The organism is Paenarthrobacter sp. AT5 (genome assembly GCF_032764245.1).
In the GTDB taxonomy this organism is placed as follows: Bacteria; Actinomycetota; Actinomycetes; order Actinomycetales; family Micrococcaceae; genus Arthrobacter; species Arthrobacter ureafaciens.
This window is the reverse complement of the sequence record NZ_CP136441.1, coordinates 2,282,063-2,300,311: the sequence shown is the minus strand read 5'-3', so window position 1 is coordinate 2,300,311 and position 18,249 is coordinate 2,282,063. Positions and strand designations below refer to the sequence as shown.

Annotated in this window: 16 protein-coding genes; 9 read left to right on the top strand and 7 right to left on the bottom strand. The window is 65.1% G+C overall.

The window, feature by feature from the left end:
* Positions 1-13: 13 nt before the first annotated feature.
* Positions 14-523, bottom strand: coding sequence for an HAD domain-containing protein (locus RI444_RS10505; protein ID WP_021470379.1), 510 nt, complete (start codon positions 521-523; stop codon positions 14-16).
* Between the two features lie 109 nt (positions 524-632).
* On the opposite strand from RI444_RS10505, the gene kynA reads away from it, so the two are divergent.
* The 8 genes from kynA (at position 633) to RI444_RS10465 (ending at position 8,401) form a co-directional block, all read left to right on the top strand.
* Entirely contained in the window at positions 633-1,529 is an 897-nt protein-coding gene (gene kynA / locus RI444_RS10500; protein ID WP_021470378.1) for a tryptophan 2,3-dioxygenase, read from the top strand.
* A gap of 81 nt (positions 1,530-1,610) precedes the next feature.
* Entirely contained in the window at positions 1,611-2,849 is a 1,239-nt protein-coding gene (locus RI444_RS10495) for a kynureninase (protein WP_069694384.1), read from the top strand.
* Positions 2,846-3,700 (top strand): PaaX family transcriptional regulator C-terminal domain-containing protein, encoded by an 855-nt coding sequence (locus tag RI444_RS10490; RefSeq protein WP_139126718.1) that lies wholly within the window; start codon positions 2,846-2,848, stop codon positions 3,698-3,700. Before RI444_RS10495 ends, RI444_RS10490 begins: the two co-directional genes overlap by 4 nt.
* A 144-nt stretch (positions 3,701-3,844) precedes the next feature.
* On the top strand, positions 3,845-4,753 hold the full coding sequence (locus RI444_RS10485) for an N-acetylglucosamine kinase (RefSeq protein ID WP_168529566.1): 909 nt from the start codon (positions 3,845-3,847) through the stop codon (positions 4,751-4,753).
* Between the two features lie 56 nt (positions 4,754-4,809).
* Entirely contained in the window at positions 4,810-5,931 is a 1,122-nt protein-coding gene (locus tag RI444_RS10480; RefSeq protein ID WP_207604765.1) for a LolA family protein, read from the top strand.
* A 10-nt stretch (positions 5,932-5,941) separates the two neighbouring features.
* On the top strand, positions 5,942-6,901 hold the full coding sequence (locus RI444_RS10475) for an ABC transporter ATP-binding protein (RefSeq protein ID WP_031215918.1): 960 nt from the start codon (positions 5,942-5,944) through the stop codon (positions 6,899-6,901).
* Positions 6,888-7,760 carry an ABC transporter permease gene (locus RI444_RS10470; RefSeq protein ID WP_021470372.1) on the top strand — a complete coding sequence of 291 codons (873 nt, stop codon included), beginning with the start codon at positions 6,888-6,890 and terminating at the stop codon, positions 7,758-7,760. The genes RI444_RS10475 and RI444_RS10470 overlap by 14 nt, the downstream gene beginning before the upstream one ends.
* Positions 7,761-7,780: 20 nt before the next feature.
* Entirely contained in the window at positions 7,781-8,401 is a 621-nt protein-coding gene (locus tag RI444_RS10465) for an L-threonylcarbamoyladenylate synthase (protein ID WP_021470371.1), read from the top strand.
* 8 nt (positions 8,402-8,409) lie between these two features.
* On the opposite strand, the gene RI444_RS10460 is transcribed toward RI444_RS10465, so the two are convergent.
* A complete protein-coding gene (locus tag RI444_RS10460) occupies positions 8,410-9,333 on the bottom strand; it encodes a serine hydrolase domain-containing protein (protein WP_062096824.1) in 924 nt (307 codons plus the stop codon).
* 259 nt (positions 9,334-9,592) lie between these two features.
* Positions 9,593-10,618, bottom strand: coding sequence for a non-homologous end-joining DNA ligase (gene ligD, locus RI444_RS10455; protein ID WP_207604764.1), 1,026 nt, complete (start codon positions 10,616-10,618; stop codon positions 9,593-9,595).
* A 98-nt stretch (positions 10,619-10,716) separates the two neighbouring features.
* Between ligD and RI444_RS10450 the strand changes: the two genes are divergently transcribed.
* A complete protein-coding gene (locus RI444_RS10450; RefSeq protein ID WP_031215914.1) occupies positions 10,717-11,382 on the top strand; it encodes an alpha/beta family hydrolase in 666 nt (221 codons plus the stop codon).
* A 26-nt stretch (positions 11,383-11,408) separates the two neighbouring features.
* On the opposite strand, the gene RI444_RS10445 is transcribed toward RI444_RS10450, so the two are convergent.
* The 4 genes from RI444_RS10445 to RI444_RS10430 all read right to left on the bottom strand — a co-directional run bounded on the left by RI444_RS10445 (position 11,409) and on the right by RI444_RS10430 (position 18,239).
* Complete coding sequence (locus tag RI444_RS10445; protein WP_062096822.1) at positions 11,409-13,508, bottom strand: elongation factor G-like protein EF-G2; 2,100 nt, start codon at positions 13,506-13,508, stop codon at positions 11,409-11,411.
* A 96-nt stretch (positions 13,509-13,604) separates the two neighbouring features.
* Complete coding sequence (locus RI444_RS10440; protein ID WP_241650827.1) at positions 13,605-14,372, bottom strand: M50 family metallopeptidase; 768 nt, start codon at positions 14,370-14,372, stop codon at positions 13,605-13,607.
* A 30-nt stretch (positions 14,373-14,402) separates the two neighbouring features.
* Positions 14,403-17,057 (bottom strand): ATP-dependent helicase HrpB, encoded by a 2,655-nt coding sequence (gene hrpB / locus RI444_RS10435; protein WP_242703264.1) that lies wholly within the window; start codon positions 17,055-17,057, stop codon positions 14,403-14,405.
* 138 nt (positions 17,058-17,195) lie between these two features.
* The gene (locus tag RI444_RS10430) at positions 17,196-18,239 is read right to left on the bottom strand and encodes an NAD(P)-dependent alcohol dehydrogenase (protein WP_021470364.1); all 1,044 of its coding nucleotides are present in this window, start codon (positions 18,237-18,239) and stop codon (positions 17,196-17,198) included.
* Between the last annotated feature and the right edge of the window lie 10 nt (positions 18,240-18,249).

Sequence of the window (18,249 nt, the reverse complement as noted above, 5' to 3'; positions counted from 1 at the left end):
CGCCCCGGCGTGATCAGCCCAGGAAGGCCCTGACGGCAGCAAGGTGGCTGCGCGACAGGCCCTGGCGGGGATCCGGTGAGATACACAACACGCGGTCTTCCTGGTAGTCGGCCCAGGATTGTGCGTCCGCGTCCCGGCCCAGTTGATCGTCAAGCCACACGAACCGGTCCGAGCCCGAAGACGCGAGATCCTTCTGCAGGGCAGTAAGCTTCCACCATTCGGGGCCTTCGTCCCAGCCTTGGCTGGACAGCACGGGCCAGTCCTGCCCCTTCAAACCTATGGCCGGACAGAGGAACTCCGGGGCAAGCCGCTCCCACGTGGTGAGCCACACGAAGCGCGCGGCAGGGTGGGCGGCCAGGTCGTTCAGGGCCTCGACGACTTCCGGCGCGAAGGCGACCTCCAGGATGCCGGCGTCCGCGATGCACCAGTCACCGCCCCAGTCGGTGGTGCCGACAGGGCTGAACGGGTTCACCACGCCGTCGACGTCCAAGTAGATGGATACCGGCCTGACGGACGATGCCATCCGCGTTCTCCCTTCCCCAAAGGTTAAGGTCAGCCTACGGCACAGCCGGCAGGAGGACCGGCGCAAATCATTTCCTTGACGCTCGTCAACTCAGTGATATTCTGGATGCATGGAAAACCCCGCCGCGCAATCGGCCGCCCCTGCTTCCGAATCCCCGGGTTCACGGAACATACGTCCCATCGAGGACACCGTCCATACCGATTTCCGGCACGCCATGTCCTACGGCAGCTACCTGGACCTTGACCGGCTGCTCAGCTCCCAGCACCCGGTGAGCAAGCCCGAACACCATGACGAACTGCTGTTCATCATCCAGCACCAGACCAGCGAGCTGTGGCTCAAGCTGATTCTTCACGAACTCCTTGAAGCGCGCCGCTTGTTCGACCAGGACAACCTCGGAAAGGCCTTGAAGTGCATCGCCCGGGTCAAGGCGATCCAACGGACCATGACCGAACAATGGTCTGTACTGGGGACACTGACGCCCCGGGAATATGCGCAGTTCCGCGGTTTCCTGGGCAACTCCTCCGGTTTCCAGTCCTATCAATACCGCGGCGTGGAATTCCTGTTGGGCAACAAGAACCGCGGCATGCTTCGGGTTTTTGAAAGCGACCCCGAAGCCCACGCGCTGCTGAGTACGCTCTTGTCCGAGCCCACCCTTTACGACTCTTTCCTGGCTGTCCTTGCCCGCGCCGGCTACGATATCCCTGCCGACGTGCTGCACCGCGACACCTCGGAACCGTGGGTCTTCCACAAGGAACTGGTGCCGGTGTTCCAAAAGATCTATGAATCCGATGACACACCCTGGGGTTTGTACGAAGCCTGCGAGGACCTGGTGGACGTGGAGGACAACTTCCAGGCGTGGCGATTCCGTCACCTCCGCACCGTGCAGCGGACCATCGGCTTCAAGGTGGGTACCGGTGGATCGTCAGGGGTCGACTTCCTCAAACGTGCACTGGACCTGACGTTCTTCCCGGAGCTTTATGCCGTCCGGACGGAGATCGGCAGTTGAACCGTTCCTGACAGCGGCTCCATTTCCGGACGCCACAGTCTCCCTACGCGCAGCCCCCTACCCACCTCCGCAGGAGAACCCATGACCACCGCACACCAAACCCTTCGGCCCACCTCGGCGCAACTCGACGCCGCTGATCCGCTCGCCGCACAGCGGGCCGCTTTCTACACGCCCGACGACGGCCAACTCACCGCGTACCTGGACGGAAACTCGCTGGGCAGGCCGCTGGACATCACAGTGGCCTCGCTGCAGTCATTCGTGCAGGACGCGTGGGGCAGCCGGCTGATCCGCGGCTGGGACGAGCAGTGGATGGACGAACCAACGCGGGTCGGCGACCGCATCGGCGAGGTGACACTGGGTGCCGCCGCAGGACAGGTAACTGTTGGGGACTCGACGTCGGTGATGCTGTACAAACTGATTCGCGCCGCTGTTGATTCACAGCCAGGCAGGGACGAAATCATCATTGACCGGGATAACTTTCCCACCGATCGTTTCATCATCGAGGGTATCGCCAAGGAACGCGGCGCCAGCATCAGGTGGATTGCCGCGAACCCGGCCGCGGGGGTTCGTCCGCACGACCTCGACGGGCTGCTGGGCGAGCGGACCGCCGTCGTGGTTCTGAGCCATGTGGCCTACCGCTCCGGGTTCCTTGCAGACGTCAAGGCGATCACGGCCAAGGTGCACGATGCCGGGGCCCTGATGCTGTGGGACCTGTGCCATTCGGTGGGTTCGGTGCCCATGGAACTGGACGCCTGGAACGTCGACCTCGCCGTGGGCTGCACGTACAAGTACCTCAACGGCGGTCCGGGTTCTCCTGCGTTCGCCTATGTGAATAGCGCCTGCCAAGATATCCTCCAACAACCGATCTGGGGGTGGATGGGGGCTGCCGATCCCTTCGGCATGACTGACGCCTACCAGCCTGCACAGGGCATCCGCCGCTTCATCACAGGCACTCCCCCGGTACTTGCCATGCAGCCCCTCAAGGACATGGTGGAGCTCATCGCCTCCGTGGGCATGGATGCTGTTCGGGAGAAGTCCACTAAGCTCACCGAACATGCCATGAACCTCGCCGATGAAATGCTGGTGCCCCTGGGCGTTGCCATCGCCAGCCCCCGGGACCCTGCCGAGCGCGGTTCGCACGTCACGGTGGACCATCCACTCTTTGCGGACGTCACTGCGAAGCTCTGGGAACGCGGGGTAATCCCCGACTTCCGCCCGCCGCACGGCCTGCGGATCGGGCTCTCGCCGCTGAGCACCAGCTACGCGGAAGTGGAGCTTGGAATCACGGCAATCCGTGATGTCCTCCTGGAACTGCAGTGAGCGCTGTCCTTGACGATATGGACTCCCGCCCCGGGAGTACTACGTCACTGCTGCGGACCGTCGTCGGCTTGTACATGCGCGAGGCGGGCGGTTGGATGGCCACCAAGGACATCGTTGCCTTGATGGAAGCGTTGGGTACGTCAGGGACGGTCACCCGGACGGCCCTCGGGCGCCTCCGGAAGAAAGGTGTCTTGGTTCCGGACACCCGCTCCGGCCTGGCGGGATTCACCCTCACCCCCGGTGCCGCGTCCATGCTGGCCCGTGGTGACAGGAGAATCTTCACGCCACGGACCATGGCCCCGACCGATCCTTGGTGCCTGGTGTCCTTCTCGATACCTGAAACTGAACGGGACAAGCGCCACCAACTCCGCCGCAGGCTGTATTGGATAGGGTGCGGGACAGTTGCAGCCGGACTTTGGATTTGTCCGGACACGCTCCGCGGTGAAGTGGAAGAAATCCTGGCTGATCTTCAACTGCGCAGCATGGCCACGATCTTCGTGACGCAGCCTCCCTTGCCGGGAGGAGGGCTGAAAGAAACTGCCGCGAAGTGGTGGGACCTGGATGCACTGGCACAGCTGCACCGCGATTTCATCAGGGAGCATTCCTCCGCAGTCGCCTCACCCGAAGGCTCGGCGGGCGCCGGGCCTTCGGCTGAGGCCTTCGCCACCTATGTCAGGAGCATCGACCGTTGGCGGATCATCCCGTACCTGGATCCCGGATTGCCCGCCTCTTTCCTGCCCGATGATTGGCCGGGGATCGATGCCGCCGGGCTGTTCTCCAAGATTGTGGAGCTCTACGCCGTGCCGAGTGCCGAATTCGTCGGTAACCTCGTGGGTGTCAGCGTCACATGACCAGATTCATGCCGCATTGGCGGTGCACCAGCGTTGGTGTACCGCCCCAGCTCCCCGCCCCGCGGCCCGATCGGAAGGATTGCCCTTGCCTTTCCCCCTGCAGCACCCCGCCCGGCAGTCCCCTCCCACCTCTGGGGTAATACTGTGAGCCCGGCAGTACTGGGCCTCCACATAGGTGGTTCCAGGACACACGCGCTACGACACGAGCCCGGGAGCACGGGGCCGTCCCGGAGTGAACCGGACGCCCCGGAGATCACCGAAACCAGCGCCAACCTGTCCTCCGTGGGCCACCACGGCGTGGATGCGGTCCTACGCCGGATAGCCGCCGCCGTCGGAAAGGATGTCCGGGCCGTCTGCGCCGGAGCAGCGGGAGCCGATACTCCAGCCAGCAGGGCCGTGCTGTCCGCCTTGCTAGCCGAGCACTTTCCCGGCGCCGTGATCGACGTCGTCCATGACACCCGCATCATCCTCGCAGCAGCAGGCCTCGACGCAGGGGCGGTCCTGGTGGCCGGTACGGGCTCGGTTGCCTGGGGCCGGAACCGGGAGGGAAGGGAAGCCCGCAGCGGCGGCTACGGCTACCTGTTGGGCGATGAGGGCGGGGGCTATTCGGTGGTCCGGGACGCAGTCCGCGAGGCATTGCGTGAGCATTACGCCGGGCTGGAACCGGGTCCCCTGGTACAGGCAGTGCTGACTGCAACACAGAGCGCGGACGCGCTCCAGTTGATGGACCACTTCTACGCCAAACCTGAACCGGATTACTGGGCGTCGATGGCACCACTGGTTCTGGACCTGGCAGTATCCGGGGACCCCGCGGCCCTGCGTATCCAGGCCGAAGCGGCGCACTCGCTGGCCAGCATGGCACGCCAGGTCCTCGGGGAACTTGGCTTGGACTTGCCGCTGGTGATGGCAGGTGGACTCCTGGTTAATCAGAGGCAACTGGCCGATGCAGTGGCACGCAAGCTCTCCCTGGACGATCCTTCCGCGGTACGGATCCTGGATCGCTCCCCTGTCCAGGGAGCAGTGACGCTGGCCGAAGGTCTACTGGGTACTTAGTGCCGGTATCCGGAGTAATCTGGATGCATGCCTTTCACTAGCGGTGGTCGGTAGCAATGGCGTGGGCAAAGCAGCGGTGGCTGCCCGCCTTGCTGATTCCACTTGCCCTCCTTGCTGCGGTGTTGGTGAGCACGGTGCAAGCCGGCGCAACTCCCACCCTGCCGCCCAAGTCAGCGGAGGAAATCGTGGCCATGATCGCCCGGACCGAGGTCCGCGCGTTCTCGGGCACGGTGTTGCAGAGTTCCAAGCTGGGACTGCCGGACCTGAACGTAGGCGCACTCGGCGGAGGCCAGGAAGAGCCTTCCCTCTTCGAATTCCTCACGGGTTCGCACGAGGCCCGCATCTACGTGGCCGGTCCTTCGAAAGCGCGCCTGCAAGTCCTGGACCGGATGGCTGAGCGCGACGTGGTGGTCAACGGCACGGAGGCCTGGTTCTACAGCTCGGCGGACAACAGCGCCGTTCACACCACGCTGCCCGCACGTCCGGAGGCCGCCACCAGCCCCGCAGCGCCTGACGACAACGCGCGGAACCTCCCCAGCCCCGAAGCACTCGCGGACAGGTTCCTCGAAACCATGGACGACCACACCGAAGTGAGCGTTGGCGAACCTGCAACCGTGGCTGGCCGGGGCGCATACACCCTGATGCTCGTGCCCCGGAGCACGGACACCCTGGTGGATAGGATCGCCATCAACGTCGATTCCGAAACGGGCTTCCCCTTGGGCGTGACAGTGCGGGCGAAAGGGCAGGCAGACCCGGCCTTCAGCGCCAGCTTCTCAAGCTTTGATCCGGGCGTTCCGGACCCTGCGTTGTTCACATTCACTCCCCCGCCCGGTGCCACCGTAAAGGAGGCCGCCGTGACGGAAAAGGAAGCACCAACGTGGGCACCTCGTCCGAAAACCTCCGAAAGTTCGGGCCCGGCAGGGCCACGCCACCCAAGCAAAGAAGTCTCCGGCCAGGGCTGGGACTCGGTGGTGGTACTGCCCGCAGGTTCGGCCCCACAAGGCCTCGTGACCAATCCGCAGCTTGCCCAGGCCCTGCAGCCGGTTGCCGGGGGACGTGCCCTGACTACCTCCCTTGTGAGCGTGTTGATCCTCGACGACGGCCGCGTGTTCGCCGGAATGGTTCCCTTGGAACGCCTCCAGGACGTTGCCGGTGCGCGCGGGACTGCTGCCGGCTGAGGACGGTTCCATGGCGGAACCCGGGGGCGGCAACAGCACAGCACTGGCCATTCAGACCAGAGGATTGGTAAAGCGGTTCGGCCAACGAGCCGCCGTGGCCGGCACCGATCTGGCCGTTCCCCGCGGTTCCGTGTTTGGCTTTCTTGGCCCGAACGGTTCGGGAAAGACCACCACCATCCGCATGCTGTTGGGCCTGGTGTCACCCGACCAAGGCAGCATCACCGTGTTGGGCAAGGACATGCCGCAGGGGCTTGCCAGCGTACTCCCCGACGTTGGGGCGTTGGTGGAAGGGCCGGGCTTCTATCCTTTCCTGTCCGGAGAGGGGAATCTGCTGCGCTTGGATACTGCCGACCGGCATGCCGAGGCGGCGACCCGGAAGAGGCGGGTTGCCGCAGCACTCGAACGGGTTGGCCTGGAACATGCAGCCCGGAAGAAGGTCCGGGCCTATTCGCTGGGCATGAAGCAGCGGTTGGGCCTGGCGAACGCGCTGCTGCGGGACCGGTCACTGCTGGTCCTCGACGAACCCACCAACGGTTTGGATCCACAAGGAACCCGGGAGGTCCGGCATCTGGTGAGCTCCCTCGCGGCCGACGGGACCACGGTCTTTGTCTCCAGCCATCTCTTGTCCGAGGTGGAACAGATGTGCACCCACGTGGGCATCATGAGCGCCGGCCGGCTGGTTGCCCAGGGGCCGCTGGAGCAGTTGCGCTCTGCCGGACAGTCCCGGGTCACGGTAAAGACGCCCGACGTCGATCAAGCCGTCGGTGTCCTGGCGCGCCTTGGCCTGGTGCCCGGCACGCCGTCGGCAGGAACGGCGATGGCCACCGGGATGGACGGCGTTGCCCCTGAGGAGATTTCGGCTGCCCTGGTCCGGGACGGTGTCAGGGTGCGCGGTTTCTCGGTGGAAAACGCAAGCCTCGAGGAACAGTATGTTGCGCTTACGGGCGCTGGGTTCGATGTCGTCGGTTGAAACCCGGAGGCAGCCCGACGGCGGTTCAGGCGCCTCGGGCGGTCCGGGGCTGGCACTCCTGGGTTCAGAGCTGTCCGTGTTGTTCCGGAGGGTGCGGACGTGGGCCATGCTCCTGGCCCTGGCAGCTGTGCCGATCCTGATTGCCGTCGCCGTGAAGCTTTCCAGCCGGGACGTGCCGCCCGGTCGGGGTCCGCTCTTCCTTGACCGCGTCAGCCAGAACGGACTGTTCGTTGCCTTTACCGCCTTGGTGGTGTGCGTTCCCCTCTTTCTCCCCCTCACGGTAGGTGTCGTAGCGGGAGACACCATCGCCGGAGAAGCCAACCTCGGGACGTTGCGGTATCTCCTGATCGCGCCGGCAGGGCGCGTCCGGCTACTGCTGGTGAAGTACACCGGCGCCGTTGCCTTTTGCTGCGCAGCGACGTTGATCGTGGCCGCGTCAGGTGCCTTGGCCGGCGTCGTACTTTTCCCGGTGGGTCCGGTGACCCTACTGTCGGGTGACACCATCGGTGTGGGAGAGGCCGCGGTGCGCACGCTCCTCATTGCCGCCTACATTACGGTTTCCCTGCTGGGGCTGTCCGCGATCGGCCTCTTGGTGTCGACTTTCACTGATGTCCCGGTTGGCGCGATGGCCGCCACGGTTGTTCTGGCGGTGGTTTCGCAGGTACTGGACAACCTCCCGCAGCTCGATTGGCTGCATCCGTGGTTGTTCAGCCACCACTGGCTTGGCTTCGCCGATCTGCTGCGGCAACCCATGTCCTGGAACTCCTTTGGGGAGAACGCGCTTCTCCAAGCAGGGTACGTGGCGGTCTGCGGTGCCCTGGCGTACGCGAAATTCTCCAATAAGGACGTTCTGTCTTAGCTTTGACGTAGGCTCATTCCATGGCCAGATTCTTTGACGTCCACCCAGTTGACCCACAGCCGCGCGCCATCAGCCAGGTTGTGAACATGGTCCAAAACGGCGGCCTCATCGCCTACCCCACTGATTCCTGCTATGCCTTGGGAGCCCGGATAGGAAACCGGGAGGCGCTGGACCGGATCCGCACCATCCGGCACCTTGATGACAAACACCACTTCACCCTGGTCTGCAAGGACTTTGCGCAAATGGGGCAGTTCGTCATGTTGGACAATGACGTCTTCCGGAGCATCAAGGCCGTCACCCCCGGTAGCTATACGTTCATTCTCCCGGCTACCCGGGAAGTTCCCAAGCGCCTCCTGCATCCCAAGAAGAAGACGGTAGGGGTGCGAATTCCGGACCATAAGGTGGTTCAGGCCATCCTCGCTGAGCTCGGGGAGCCGCTGCTGTCCAGCACGCTTCTCCTGCCCGACCAGGAAGAACCACTGACCCAGGGATGGGAAATCAAGGAGCGCCTGGACAACGAGGTGGATGCAGTCATCGATTCCGGCGATACGGGGTCGGAACCGACCACCGTCATCGACTTCTCCAGCGGTTTCGCCGAGGTTGTCCGCCGCGGAACCGGCGATCCGTCGCGTTTCGAATAGCCCCCGGGTTATCCAAAGCGGAACCGGCAGCCCGCGTTGAGCACCACTTGGGCGAGGCTGGTGATCTCCAAAGCTACGGCCGACGGTGCTTCCGCCAAAGGCGCCGGCGGATACGCCACGGCGATAGTGATCTGCCTGTTGGCGTCAGCGCTGCTCAGCGACATCACTCCGTACCCAGGCACATCGCCCGCATGGCCGTAGTAATTTCCGTTGGTGCAGGGATCCTGCCACTGGTCCAGGCCTAGTCCGTACTCTGCCAGGACGCTCCCTTTCATCAGGATAAGGCTGGAGGGTGCCACGAGCTTGCCGCCGAGGAGGCCCGAGTAGAAAGCGTTGATGTCCCCCACCGTGCCAAACAACTGCGCACCGCGGGACCCCAGCGCTCCGGTCTCCATCACATCAACGGTTTTCCCATTGAGCTGTACGAAGCCGTGCACCACCCCGGGCGGTATGGGTTCAGGACCGTAGACAGCCACCGTGCGAAGGCCGAGCGGATCGAGGATGTCCCGGGCCAGGACCTCGGAGTACCCAGTGCCCCGCAAAACCTCCACAACCCGGCGCAGCAGCAAGTCCGTACGCCCGCTGTCCGGGTCCGCGAGCAACCCGCGGATGGTCGCGGCCGCACCGCCAGGAGGGATGTCCGCAGGCGCGAGATAAGCGGAGGCCGGGGCGTCCAGAACCAGGAGCCCTTCCTCAGCGAGCTTCAGCACGGAAACCGCGAGCATGCTCCGGGAAACCCCGCCCATCACCATGGGATCATCGGGCCCCGCCGGTGTGTCGGTTGCAATGTTCCTGAAGCCCGCCGCGTGCTTCCAGGCCTGGGTCCCGGACCTCGCCTCCACGATCACAGCCGGGGCGCCGAGCGCGATCATCTCACGGCTGAAAAGTTCAATGCTGGACTGCAACTCACGGAAAGCCGCCGATGCTGTCATTGCGTCAGTAGGTACTGCCGGCGACCAGGACGCCTCAGGAGGGGCCGACGTCGGACCTGACCGGGTCGGCGACGGTCCAGTTGCAGTAGTTGCCTGCGAGGGGGCGTCAGGCGGCGGCTGATCCGGCCAACCGGTGCAGGCGGTCAGCAGGCCGAGTCCAAGAAGTGCAGCCGAAAGACGCGCCCCCACGCAGCGGCGGGGGCCAGGCCGTGCCGCAACTATCGCTGGAGTCAGCCCCCGTCTCACTGTCCGACCCCGCCTACTCCTCCGGCTTGCGGGCCCGGCTGGGTTGCACGCGCATCGGCTCCCCCGGCATCTTGGGGAATTCCGGGGGGAACGGCATTTCGCCCTGGCCGTTCTTGACGTCACGCTCCCACCACTGCAGCAGGACATCGATGTTCCCGGGGGCGTCGTGCATGGTGGCCCACGGGTCCCCTGACTTCTCCAGCCGTTCCGGGACAGTCCGGATGGTGTACTTGGCGGGGTCGGCATCCTCCAGTTCGTCCCACGTCAGGGGGCAGGAAACCTGTGCCTGGGGAACCGCCCTCGGGCTGTAAGCCCCGGCAATGGTGCGGTCCCGGTTCGCTTGGTTGAAGTCCACGAAGATCCGGGTTCCGCGCTCTTCCTTCCACCACGCCGTAGTGACCTTGTCCGGCATGCGGCGCTCCAGCTCGCGTCCGGCGGCAATCACGGCATGGCGGACTTCGAGGAACTCGTGCTTGGGCTCAATAGGTGCGTACACGTGGAGGCCGCGGTTGCCGGACGTTTTGATAAAGGCGGTCAGTCCTGCCTCGTCAAGGACCTTGCGCAGTTCCTGCGCCGCCGGGATCGCATCGGCAAAGTCCGTGCCGGGCTGGGGGTCCAAATCAATGCGGAGTTGATTGGGGTTGTCCGGGTTATCTGCTTTGGAGGCCCACGGGTGGAAGACGACGGTGTTCATCTGGGCTGCCCACACGGCAGCTGCAGGCTCGTCGATGACCAGTTGCGGATGCGACCGTCCGCTGGGATAGGTCACCATCACCGACCTGACGTAGTCCGGGGCACCCTTGGGCGGGTTCTTGGAAAAGAACATGTCGCCTTCGATGGTTCCGGAATACCGTTGGAGGCTGACGGGACGGTTGCCGTTGGCGGTCACGAAGGCCTCACCCACTGCCACCAGGTAGTTCGCAAGATCAAGTTTGGTGAGACCCGCTTCCGGCCACACCACCCGGCCCGGGCTTGAAACCCGCACCTCCCGTGGGCCATCGGGACCGGGCACTGTGATGGTGGTGGATTCGCTCGCCATGCCCACAAGCTACCGTGTCCGGGCCGTGCGCGTCTGCAGCTCGGAGGCATTTCGCGCAATGCGCCGGAATATGGCCACGCGTCCTTCATGATGGATGCATGCCCCTAACGCCCCGCGCAGTGTCCATCCACGTCGGCGACGCCGAAGTTTCCGGCCTTTCGATCCGCCCCTCCAAGCCCCTCGCCACGATGGTGGTGGCCCATGGAGCGGGTGCCGGGATGGAGCATCCCTTCCTGCAGGGTTTCTCGGAGGCAATGGCCGATGAAGGCGTGGCGACCCTCCGGTTCAACTTTCCCTATCGCGAAGCCGGCAGGCGGTTCCCGGACCGGCCACCGCTGGCCATCGCTGCGTGGACCGCGGCAATGGAGGCAGCAGCCGGACTGTCCGAGGGCGAACCGCTGTGGGCGGCCGGAAAGTCCTTTGGGGGCCGGATGGCGTCCATGGCCGTCGCGGAGGGCATGAAAACGCGCGGTCTGGTGTATCTCGGCTATCCCCTGCACGCCCCCGGGAAGCCCGACAAGTTGCGCGATGAGCACCTGTACGGCATCGCTGTTCCGATGCTCTTCCTCCAAGGCACCCGGGATACCTTTGCAACGCCTGAGCTGTTGGAGTCGGTAGTAGAACGCATTGGACCGACGGCGACGCTCCAGTGGTGTGAGGGCGGGGACCACTCTTTCGCGGTCAAGGGTGCCAAACGGAGTGCGGAGGAGATCGGGGCTTCCTTGGCACCCGCCGTTGCACAGTTTGTGCGGGACAATCCCTGAGCGCTTGGCGGCAGTACCAACCTGCCCTACTTGGGGACGGGTTCATGCCGAAGGTAGGACCGCCGGAAGCGTCCGGTGCCGGAAGTCAGGGCCCTCAACTCCACTGCGTAGCGGAGAAGTTCCTGGTCCGGCACTTCCGCGCTGATCTCGGCGCCCTCGCCGGGAGCTGCGTCAGTGCCCGTCACGCGTCCCCTGCGGCCCGAGAGGTCGCTCATGACCGCGCCCACGTACTCGTCGGGAACATTGACCACCACACTGGAAACGGGTTCCAGCAGCTGGATCCTGGTGGCTGCTGCCGCTTCCCGAAGGGCCAGCGCGCCGGCTGCCTGGAAGGCGGCATCGGAGGAGTCCACGCTGTGGGTTTTTCCGCCGGTTAGCGTCACCTTGATGTCCACCACAGGAAAGCCCTCAGCCACGCCCTTGAGCATCTGGGCCCGAATGCCCTTTTCCACGGAAGCCACGTAGGTGGCGGGGATGACCCCTCCGACGATCTTGTCCACGAACTCGAACCCCGCACCGCGCGGCAACGGTTCCACGTCGATGTCGCAGATGGCGAATTGTCCGTGGCCTCCGGACTGCTTCACGTGGCGTCCATGACCGGATGCGTTGCCGGCGAAAGTCTCCCGCAACGGCGTGATGACATCGACGGTCTGGAGTTTCACGCCCTGGGCACGCAACCTGTCCAGGACCACCTCAGCGTGGGCCTCGCCCATGCACCAAAGAATCAATTGGTGGGTGTCCTGGTTGCGTTCCACCCTCAGGGTGGGGTCTGCCGCCGCGATCTTTCCGATGTTCTTGGCGAGGGCATCCTCATCGCTGCGTGAGGCCCCTTCGACCGCGATGGGCATCAACGGTTCGGGAATGTTCCACGTCTCGATGAGCAAGGGGCTTTCGCGGTCCGACACCGTGTCCCCGGTCTCAGCTCCGGCCAGTTTGCTGATGGCGCAGATATCTCCCGCGATGCAATAAGGAACAGCTTTGAGGCTGGAACCCACGGGCGAGTACAAATGAGTGACGCGTTCGTCGGAATCGTGGTCCTCGTGGCCCCTGTCCGCCAAACCACGACCGCCGATGTGGATCGACGAATCCTCCCGCAGGGTTCCGGAAAACACCCTCACGAGGCAAACCCGGCCGAGGAACGGATCAACCGTCGTCCTCACCACTTCCGCAGCCAACGGCCCGTCCGGGTCGCAGCTCAGCGGTTTCAGGGATGACCCGTCCAGCTTCATGGCCGGCGGCGCGGGACGCGCCGGGGGCGACGGCAGGGCATCGACGAGCAGCGACATCAGCTCCTGCAACCCAAGACCGGTTTCGGCCGAGGTTGGCATGACCGGGAAGAAACGGCCCCGCGAAACCGCTGTCTCCAAATCCTGAATGAGGTCCGACAGAGGGAGTTCTTCGCCGCCCAAGTACCGGTCCATGAGGGTTTCATCCTCACTTTCGGCGATGATGCCCTCAATGAGCGGCCCACGGGCAGCTTCGAGCGCGGACTCAAGCGCCGGGTCTGCGGAGCCCGGGGGGTCGAGGACGCCGGCCACACCGTCAGGAGTGGGCAGGTACATCGGCAGTACGGCCTCTCCGAAAGCGTCCTGGCTGCGTTCGACGGCGGCGTGGAAGTCTGCCCGTGGGTGGTCCAGCCGACTGATGACCACGGCCCGGGGAAGCTGGATCTTCTCGCATTCGCCCCACAGCGCGACGGTCGCGCCGTCGATCCCGTCCACGGCCGAGACAACAAAAAGGGCCGCGTCCGCGGCCCTCAAACCGGCACGCAATTCGCCGGTGAAGTCGGTGTAGCCGGGGGTATCTATCAGGTTGACCTTCACGTCGCCCACGAGGATCGGCGCTACGGAGAGCGTGACGGAGCGCTGTTGGTGGACAGCGGACGGGTCCGAGTCGCTCACAGTGGTTCCATCCGTGATGGACCCCATCCGTGTGATGGCCCCCGTTGCCGCGAGGAGCGCTTCAACGAGCATCGACTTCCCGGCACCCGAATGTCCCACGAGTGCCACGTTCCGGACGTTGGCGGGTTGGCTGGCTGCGAGGGCTGTCCCGTTCTCGGACCGGCGGGGCTCGGGTCCGCCCTGGACTGTGGTTTTGGCCGCTTCGCGCGTACCTTTCGCGGACATGGGCACCTCCTGGGTGGTAGCCAAGTTCGTGTCCGAGCTCAGGCGGTTCGGACATGTACAAGGATTGGACACCCTCAAGCGACCACAGGGCAAGCACTAGGGACGCACAAAATCCAGCATGCCCCACAACAACCAGCCGGACACCAGCACACTTGCCGAGATAACAACCGTAAAGGCGCTCAACCAGACAAACGCCGGTGCTCCCGTGGTTCTGGCCAGGATCCACGCGTCAGAGGACTGGATCCGCGACCTGTGACGGGTGTGCACCCCGGCCAGTTTGAAGAGGTCCCGCACGGCCCCCACGGACAGCGCGATGCCGAGGGCAAGCACGACGTAGTTCACTGTCCCGGGGTCGGCGAACACCAGCAGCAGCTGGGCTACTCCCGCGCTGATGACGGCAACCAGGATGCCTGTCAGGTTACGGAGGAAGATCAAGGAGACCAAGAGGATCACAGCGCCGACGGACATGGCGGCTCCGGCCCGGCCCGCAGAGAAGGCGGCGATCAGGGCCAGCCCCACAACGGCAGGTGCGGGATACCCCCAAAAACCGGACCACGCGGCTCCGAACGCGCTGCGTCCACTGCTGACGAGCCGGCCGGAGTGGTCCAGTCCGATCCGGAGGCTGTGGACGAAGCGGCCTGTCATCAGGGCGGCGTAGGCGTGGCCGAGTTCATGGACAAACGTGACATACAGGCCGAACCAGCGCCACGTGAGACGGGGAAGACTCAGCAGCGTCGCGCCGCCGATAATGGCCAAGAGAACCGGCAACGGCACCGTTGTGGTGTGGACGTCCGTAAAACCACGGACAACAGCCGACCACCATATTCCGGGCACGCTGGAAGAATCGACAGGGGTTTGAGTCACCGTCGCAATGCTACGCAAGAAGTCCGGGAGCTACATGCGGTTCTTGGTCCTGGCCGTGGCGGGCGCGGTCCAAGGGTCCTCCGGCCAGGGATGTTTCGGGTAGCGTCCCCGCATCTCGGCACGGACTTGGGAATACGGACCCGACCAGAACGAGGCCAAATCGTCCGTCACTGCCAGCGGCCTGCCCGCCGGCGACAAGAGATGGAACAGAACCGGTACCCTGCCGTCGACCAACCGTGGCGTGCGGTCCCAACCAAAGCATTCCTGAAGCTTGACTGCCACCACTGGCCTGCCGCCGTCGTCCGCTGCTCTTTCCGCAACCTCCGGGTAGAGGATGCGTACGCGCGAGCCGCTGGGAACCTCCAGCCGCTCCGGAACGAGGGCGTCGAAGTGAACCGCCTCCGGCCACGGCAAAAGGCGCTGCAGCGGTTCTGCCAGGTCGACTGCGTTCAGCGGCTTGCCGCCCGCAAGGGCCTCGAGTTCGGGGGCAAGCCATTCGTCAAGGCGCGCCAAGAGGCCGGCCTCACTGACGTCGGGCCACGGCCCGCCCAACTCCCGGCGCAACAACGCCAGCCGTCGACGAAGCGAATCAGCCGCTTCCGACCAGCCAAGCATTGCCAGGCCGCCCCTGCCCAAAGCCGTGGCAATGGCTTCCCGCCCCGCTTCGGGAGAAGGCCGGATGGGCGTCGAGGAGACCACGATCGCGCCGATGCGCCGCTCCAAACGGGCGCTGAGGCGACCTTGATCAAACCGTGCCTCCACGATTTCCTGCACGAGGCTCGGAGCCGCTGCCCGGGCCAAAGATTCTGACAGCGGAGCAGCCGAACGAATCACGGCCCCGGTCCCGGCAGTATCGCGCCCCTGGGCCCGCGATACTTCCGCAACCGCGAGCCACTCGTGCGCGGCGAGCGGACTTCCCGCCGGCAACCCGGCGCGGGTCCCCGAGGTGAGCTGATAGCTGGAGCCGTGGTCCGATGCCCTCCGGGCGATCCGATCCGGAAACGCCAGGGCGACAACGTATCCGGGCGCCTGGTCCCCAGTCAGCTTGAGGGACGTATCGGACGGAACGACGGCGTTGCCCACGTTGCGGGTTATGGATTCCAGCCGCCGGGCTTCTTCTGAAAAACGCCGCGACGCCGGAAGGGATCCACTGCGCATCGCCCTGAGGAGTTGCACCAGGTCTCCGCCCGGGGCACGCTGATCTCCCGACACGAGGGCCACGGTCTCTGCAGCAAGCTTCCGCCCGACGGTGGAGGACCCGTCCAGCAAAGCCCTGGCCAGCCTGGGGTCAGCGGGTATTCGTGCCAGCACCTTGCCGAGATCTGTTGCCAGTCCAGCATCGGTGAGAGCCCCCAGTTCCCGTAGGACCTCCACCGCGTCATCCATCGAAGCCCGCGGCGGGGCATCGGGAAGGGCAAGGCCTTCGCCCCTGGGCGCACCCCAGCAGGCAAGCTGCAGGGCCGCTGAGGTGAGGTCGGCGACGGCGATCTCCGGGGTCTGGTGCGCTGGAGCGGCTGCATAAGCTTGCTGGTCGTAGCAGCGGACCACTGTGCCGGCACCTTGGCGTGCGGCGCGGCCCGCCCGCTGCTCTGCCGACGCCCGCGACGTTGACACGGTGACCAGCCCCGACATGCCACGCCCCGAATCACGCCGGGGCTCCCGGGAAAGCCCCGAGTCCACCACCAACCGGACCCCCGGAACAGTGAGCGACGACTCCGCGAGGGCGGTGGACACGATGATCCGCGGAGGGTCCCCGGGCCGCCGGCCGGACACGGCCCGGTCCTGCTGATCCGCAGACGCCTGCCCGTGAAGCTCCAACACCTCGGTTCCGGGAACGAGCCCGGAACGAAGCCTCGCCGCCACGTCCGAGACTTCACGGACGCCCGGGAGGAAGACCAGCGCGTCCACCGAGGGATCCCTGCGCAAAGCCCTTGCGTGGGACACCGCAGTTGTCTCCGCAATGTGGTCGAGGAATGCACGGGTTACGCCACGTTCGTCCAGTCGCTGTGACGGCGCTGGAACCCATTCCACCGTCAGGGGGTGGAGCGCCGACGGGCAGTCGACGACGGGCGCCGGCCCGCCGCCGTCCGAGGTTTGCCCGCCGTCGGAGGTTTGCCCGCCGTCGGAGGTTTGCCCCAGCAGGGCCGCGAAACGTTGCGCGTCAAGCGTGGCAGACATCGCCACCAGGATGAGTTCCTCACGCAGCTGCCTCACTTCGGACAACATGCCCAGCAGAAGGTCCGTTTCCAGGCCGCGTTCGTGGACTTCGTCAAGGACCACCGCGTCAACGCCGTCGAGGCCGGGGTCTGCCAGGAGTCGCCGGAGGAGGATGCCCGGGGTGACGAATTCCACTACAGTCCCGGGACCCGTCCGCGACTCGCCACGGACGGTGTAGCCTACCCGGTCTCCGAGCGGACTTCCGTCCAACGTGGCAAGGCGACGGGCGGCGGAGCGGGCAGCAACGCGACGGGGCTGGGTCACCACCACCCGCGGAGCTGTTCGGCCCCGCCGCGCTGCGACGTTGGCCACCAACGGCGGCACAAGAGTTGTCTTGCCGGTTCCCGGGGGTGCCTGCACAACGGCCGTGCCGCCGTCGTGCCCGCTTTCCAAAGCGTCGGCGAGTTTGCCCAGGGAACCGGCGAAGACCAGGCCGCTTCCGATGGCATCCAGTGAAAAAGTCACCAGCCTATTGTTTCAGGAGTTCGGGGGCGTCCCCATGCTGGCTGGCTTGGGTGCTGCGTGCCTCGGCGTTGGATTGCCTCGGCGTTGGATTGCCTGGGCGATGGAGTGGCTGGGCGATGGCGTGGCTGGGCGATGGCGTGCCTAGGCGATGGTGGCCGCATCGATGACGAAGCGGTACCGAACGTCCGAGGCGAGGACGCGCTCGTAGGCTTCGTTGATCTTCTCCGCGGGAATGACTTCGATCTCGGCACCGAGGCCATGCTCGGCACAGAAATTGAGCATTTCCTGGGTTTCGCGGATGCCACCGATCGCAGACCCGGCGAAGGACCTGCGTCCGCCGATCAAGGCGCCCGCTTGGACAGGGAGCGGTTCTGCGGGGGCTCCCACGTTGACCAACGTTCCGTCCAGGGCGAGCAGCTTCAGGTAGGCGCTGATATCAATGGATGCGCTGACGGTGTTGATGATGAGGTCGAAAGTTCCCCCGAGCTTCTCGAAGGTGGCGGGGTCGCTTGTGGCGTAGTAGTCCTTGGCCCCGAGCTTCAAGCCGTCCTCCATCTTCTTGAGGGACTGGGACAGCACCGTGACCTCAGCACCCATGGCGCTGGCTAGCTTGACAGCCATGTGGCCCAAGCCGCCGAGTCCCACCACAGCGACCTTCTTGCCGGGTCCCGCGCCCCAGTGACGCAGGGGTGAATAGGTGGTGATTCCGGCGCACAGCAGCGGGGCTGCGACGTCGAGGTCCAGCGATTCCGGGATGGAAACAACGAAATCTTCGTTCACCACCACGTCGCTGGAGTAGCCGCCCTGGGTGATGGTGCCGTCGAGGTCCACGGATCCGTAGGTGCCGACGTTGCCGTTCAGGCAGTACTGCTCTTCGCCTGCTTCGCAGTTGGCGCATTCCTTGCACGAATTGACCATGCAGCCCACGCCGACGCGGTCGCCGACCTTGTGCTTGGTCACCTCGGAACCTACTTCAGTAACGATCCCGGCTATTTCGTGTCCGGGTGCCAGAGGGTACTGCTGCGGGCCCCATTCGCCGCGGACCGTGTGGATGTCCGAGTGGCAAATGCCAGCGAATTTGATGTCGATGTGGACGTCGTGCGGGCCGACTTCGCGACGCTCAATGGTGGTGAGGGCGAGGTCTCCTGTGGCCGAAGGGGCAGCGTATGCGGTAGCGGTAGGCATGTTTCTCCTG

Coding starts and splice junctions, on each gene's coding strand:
- RI444_RS10505 (WP_021470379.1), bottom strand. CDS start 523: ATGGCATCGTCCGTCAGGCCGGTATCCATCTACTTGGACGTCGACGGC.
- kynA (WP_021470378.1), top strand. CDS start 633: ATGGAAAACCCCGCCGCGCAATCGGCCGCCCCTGCTTCCGAATCCCCG.
- RI444_RS10495 (WP_069694384.1), top strand. CDS start 1,611: ATGACCACCGCACACCAAACCCTTCGGCCCACCTCGGCGCAACTCGAC.
- RI444_RS10480 (WP_207604765.1), top strand. CDS start 4,810: ATGGCGTGGGCAAAGCAGCGGTGGCTGCCCGCCTTGCTGATTCCACTT.
- RI444_RS10475 (WP_031215918.1), top strand. CDS start 5,942: ATGGCGGAACCCGGGGGCGGCAACAGCACAGCACTGGCCATTCAGACC.
- RI444_RS10470 (WP_021470372.1), top strand. CDS start 6,888: ATGTCGTCGGTTGAAACCCGGAGGCAGCCCGACGGCGGTTCAGGCGCC.
- RI444_RS10465 (WP_021470371.1), top strand. CDS start 7,781: ATGGCCAGATTCTTTGACGTCCACCCAGTTGACCCACAGCCGCGCGCC.
- RI444_RS10460 (WP_062096824.1), bottom strand. CDS start 9,333: ATGACAGCATCGGCGGCTTTCCGTGAGTTGCAGTCCAGCATTGAACTT.
- ligD (WP_207604764.1), bottom strand. CDS start 10,618: ATGGCGAGCGAATCCACCACCATCACAGTGCCCGGTCCCGATGGCCCA.
- RI444_RS10450 (WP_031215914.1), top strand. CDS start 10,717: ATGCCCCTAACGCCCCGCGCAGTGTCCATCCACGTCGGCGACGCCGAA.
- RI444_RS10445 (WP_062096822.1), bottom strand. CDS start 13,508: ATGTCCGCGAAAGGTACGCGCGAAGCGGCCAAAACCACAGTCCAGGGC.
- RI444_RS10430 (WP_021470364.1), bottom strand. CDS start 18,239: ATGCCTACCGCTACCGCATACGCTGCCCCTTCGGCCACAGGAGACCTC.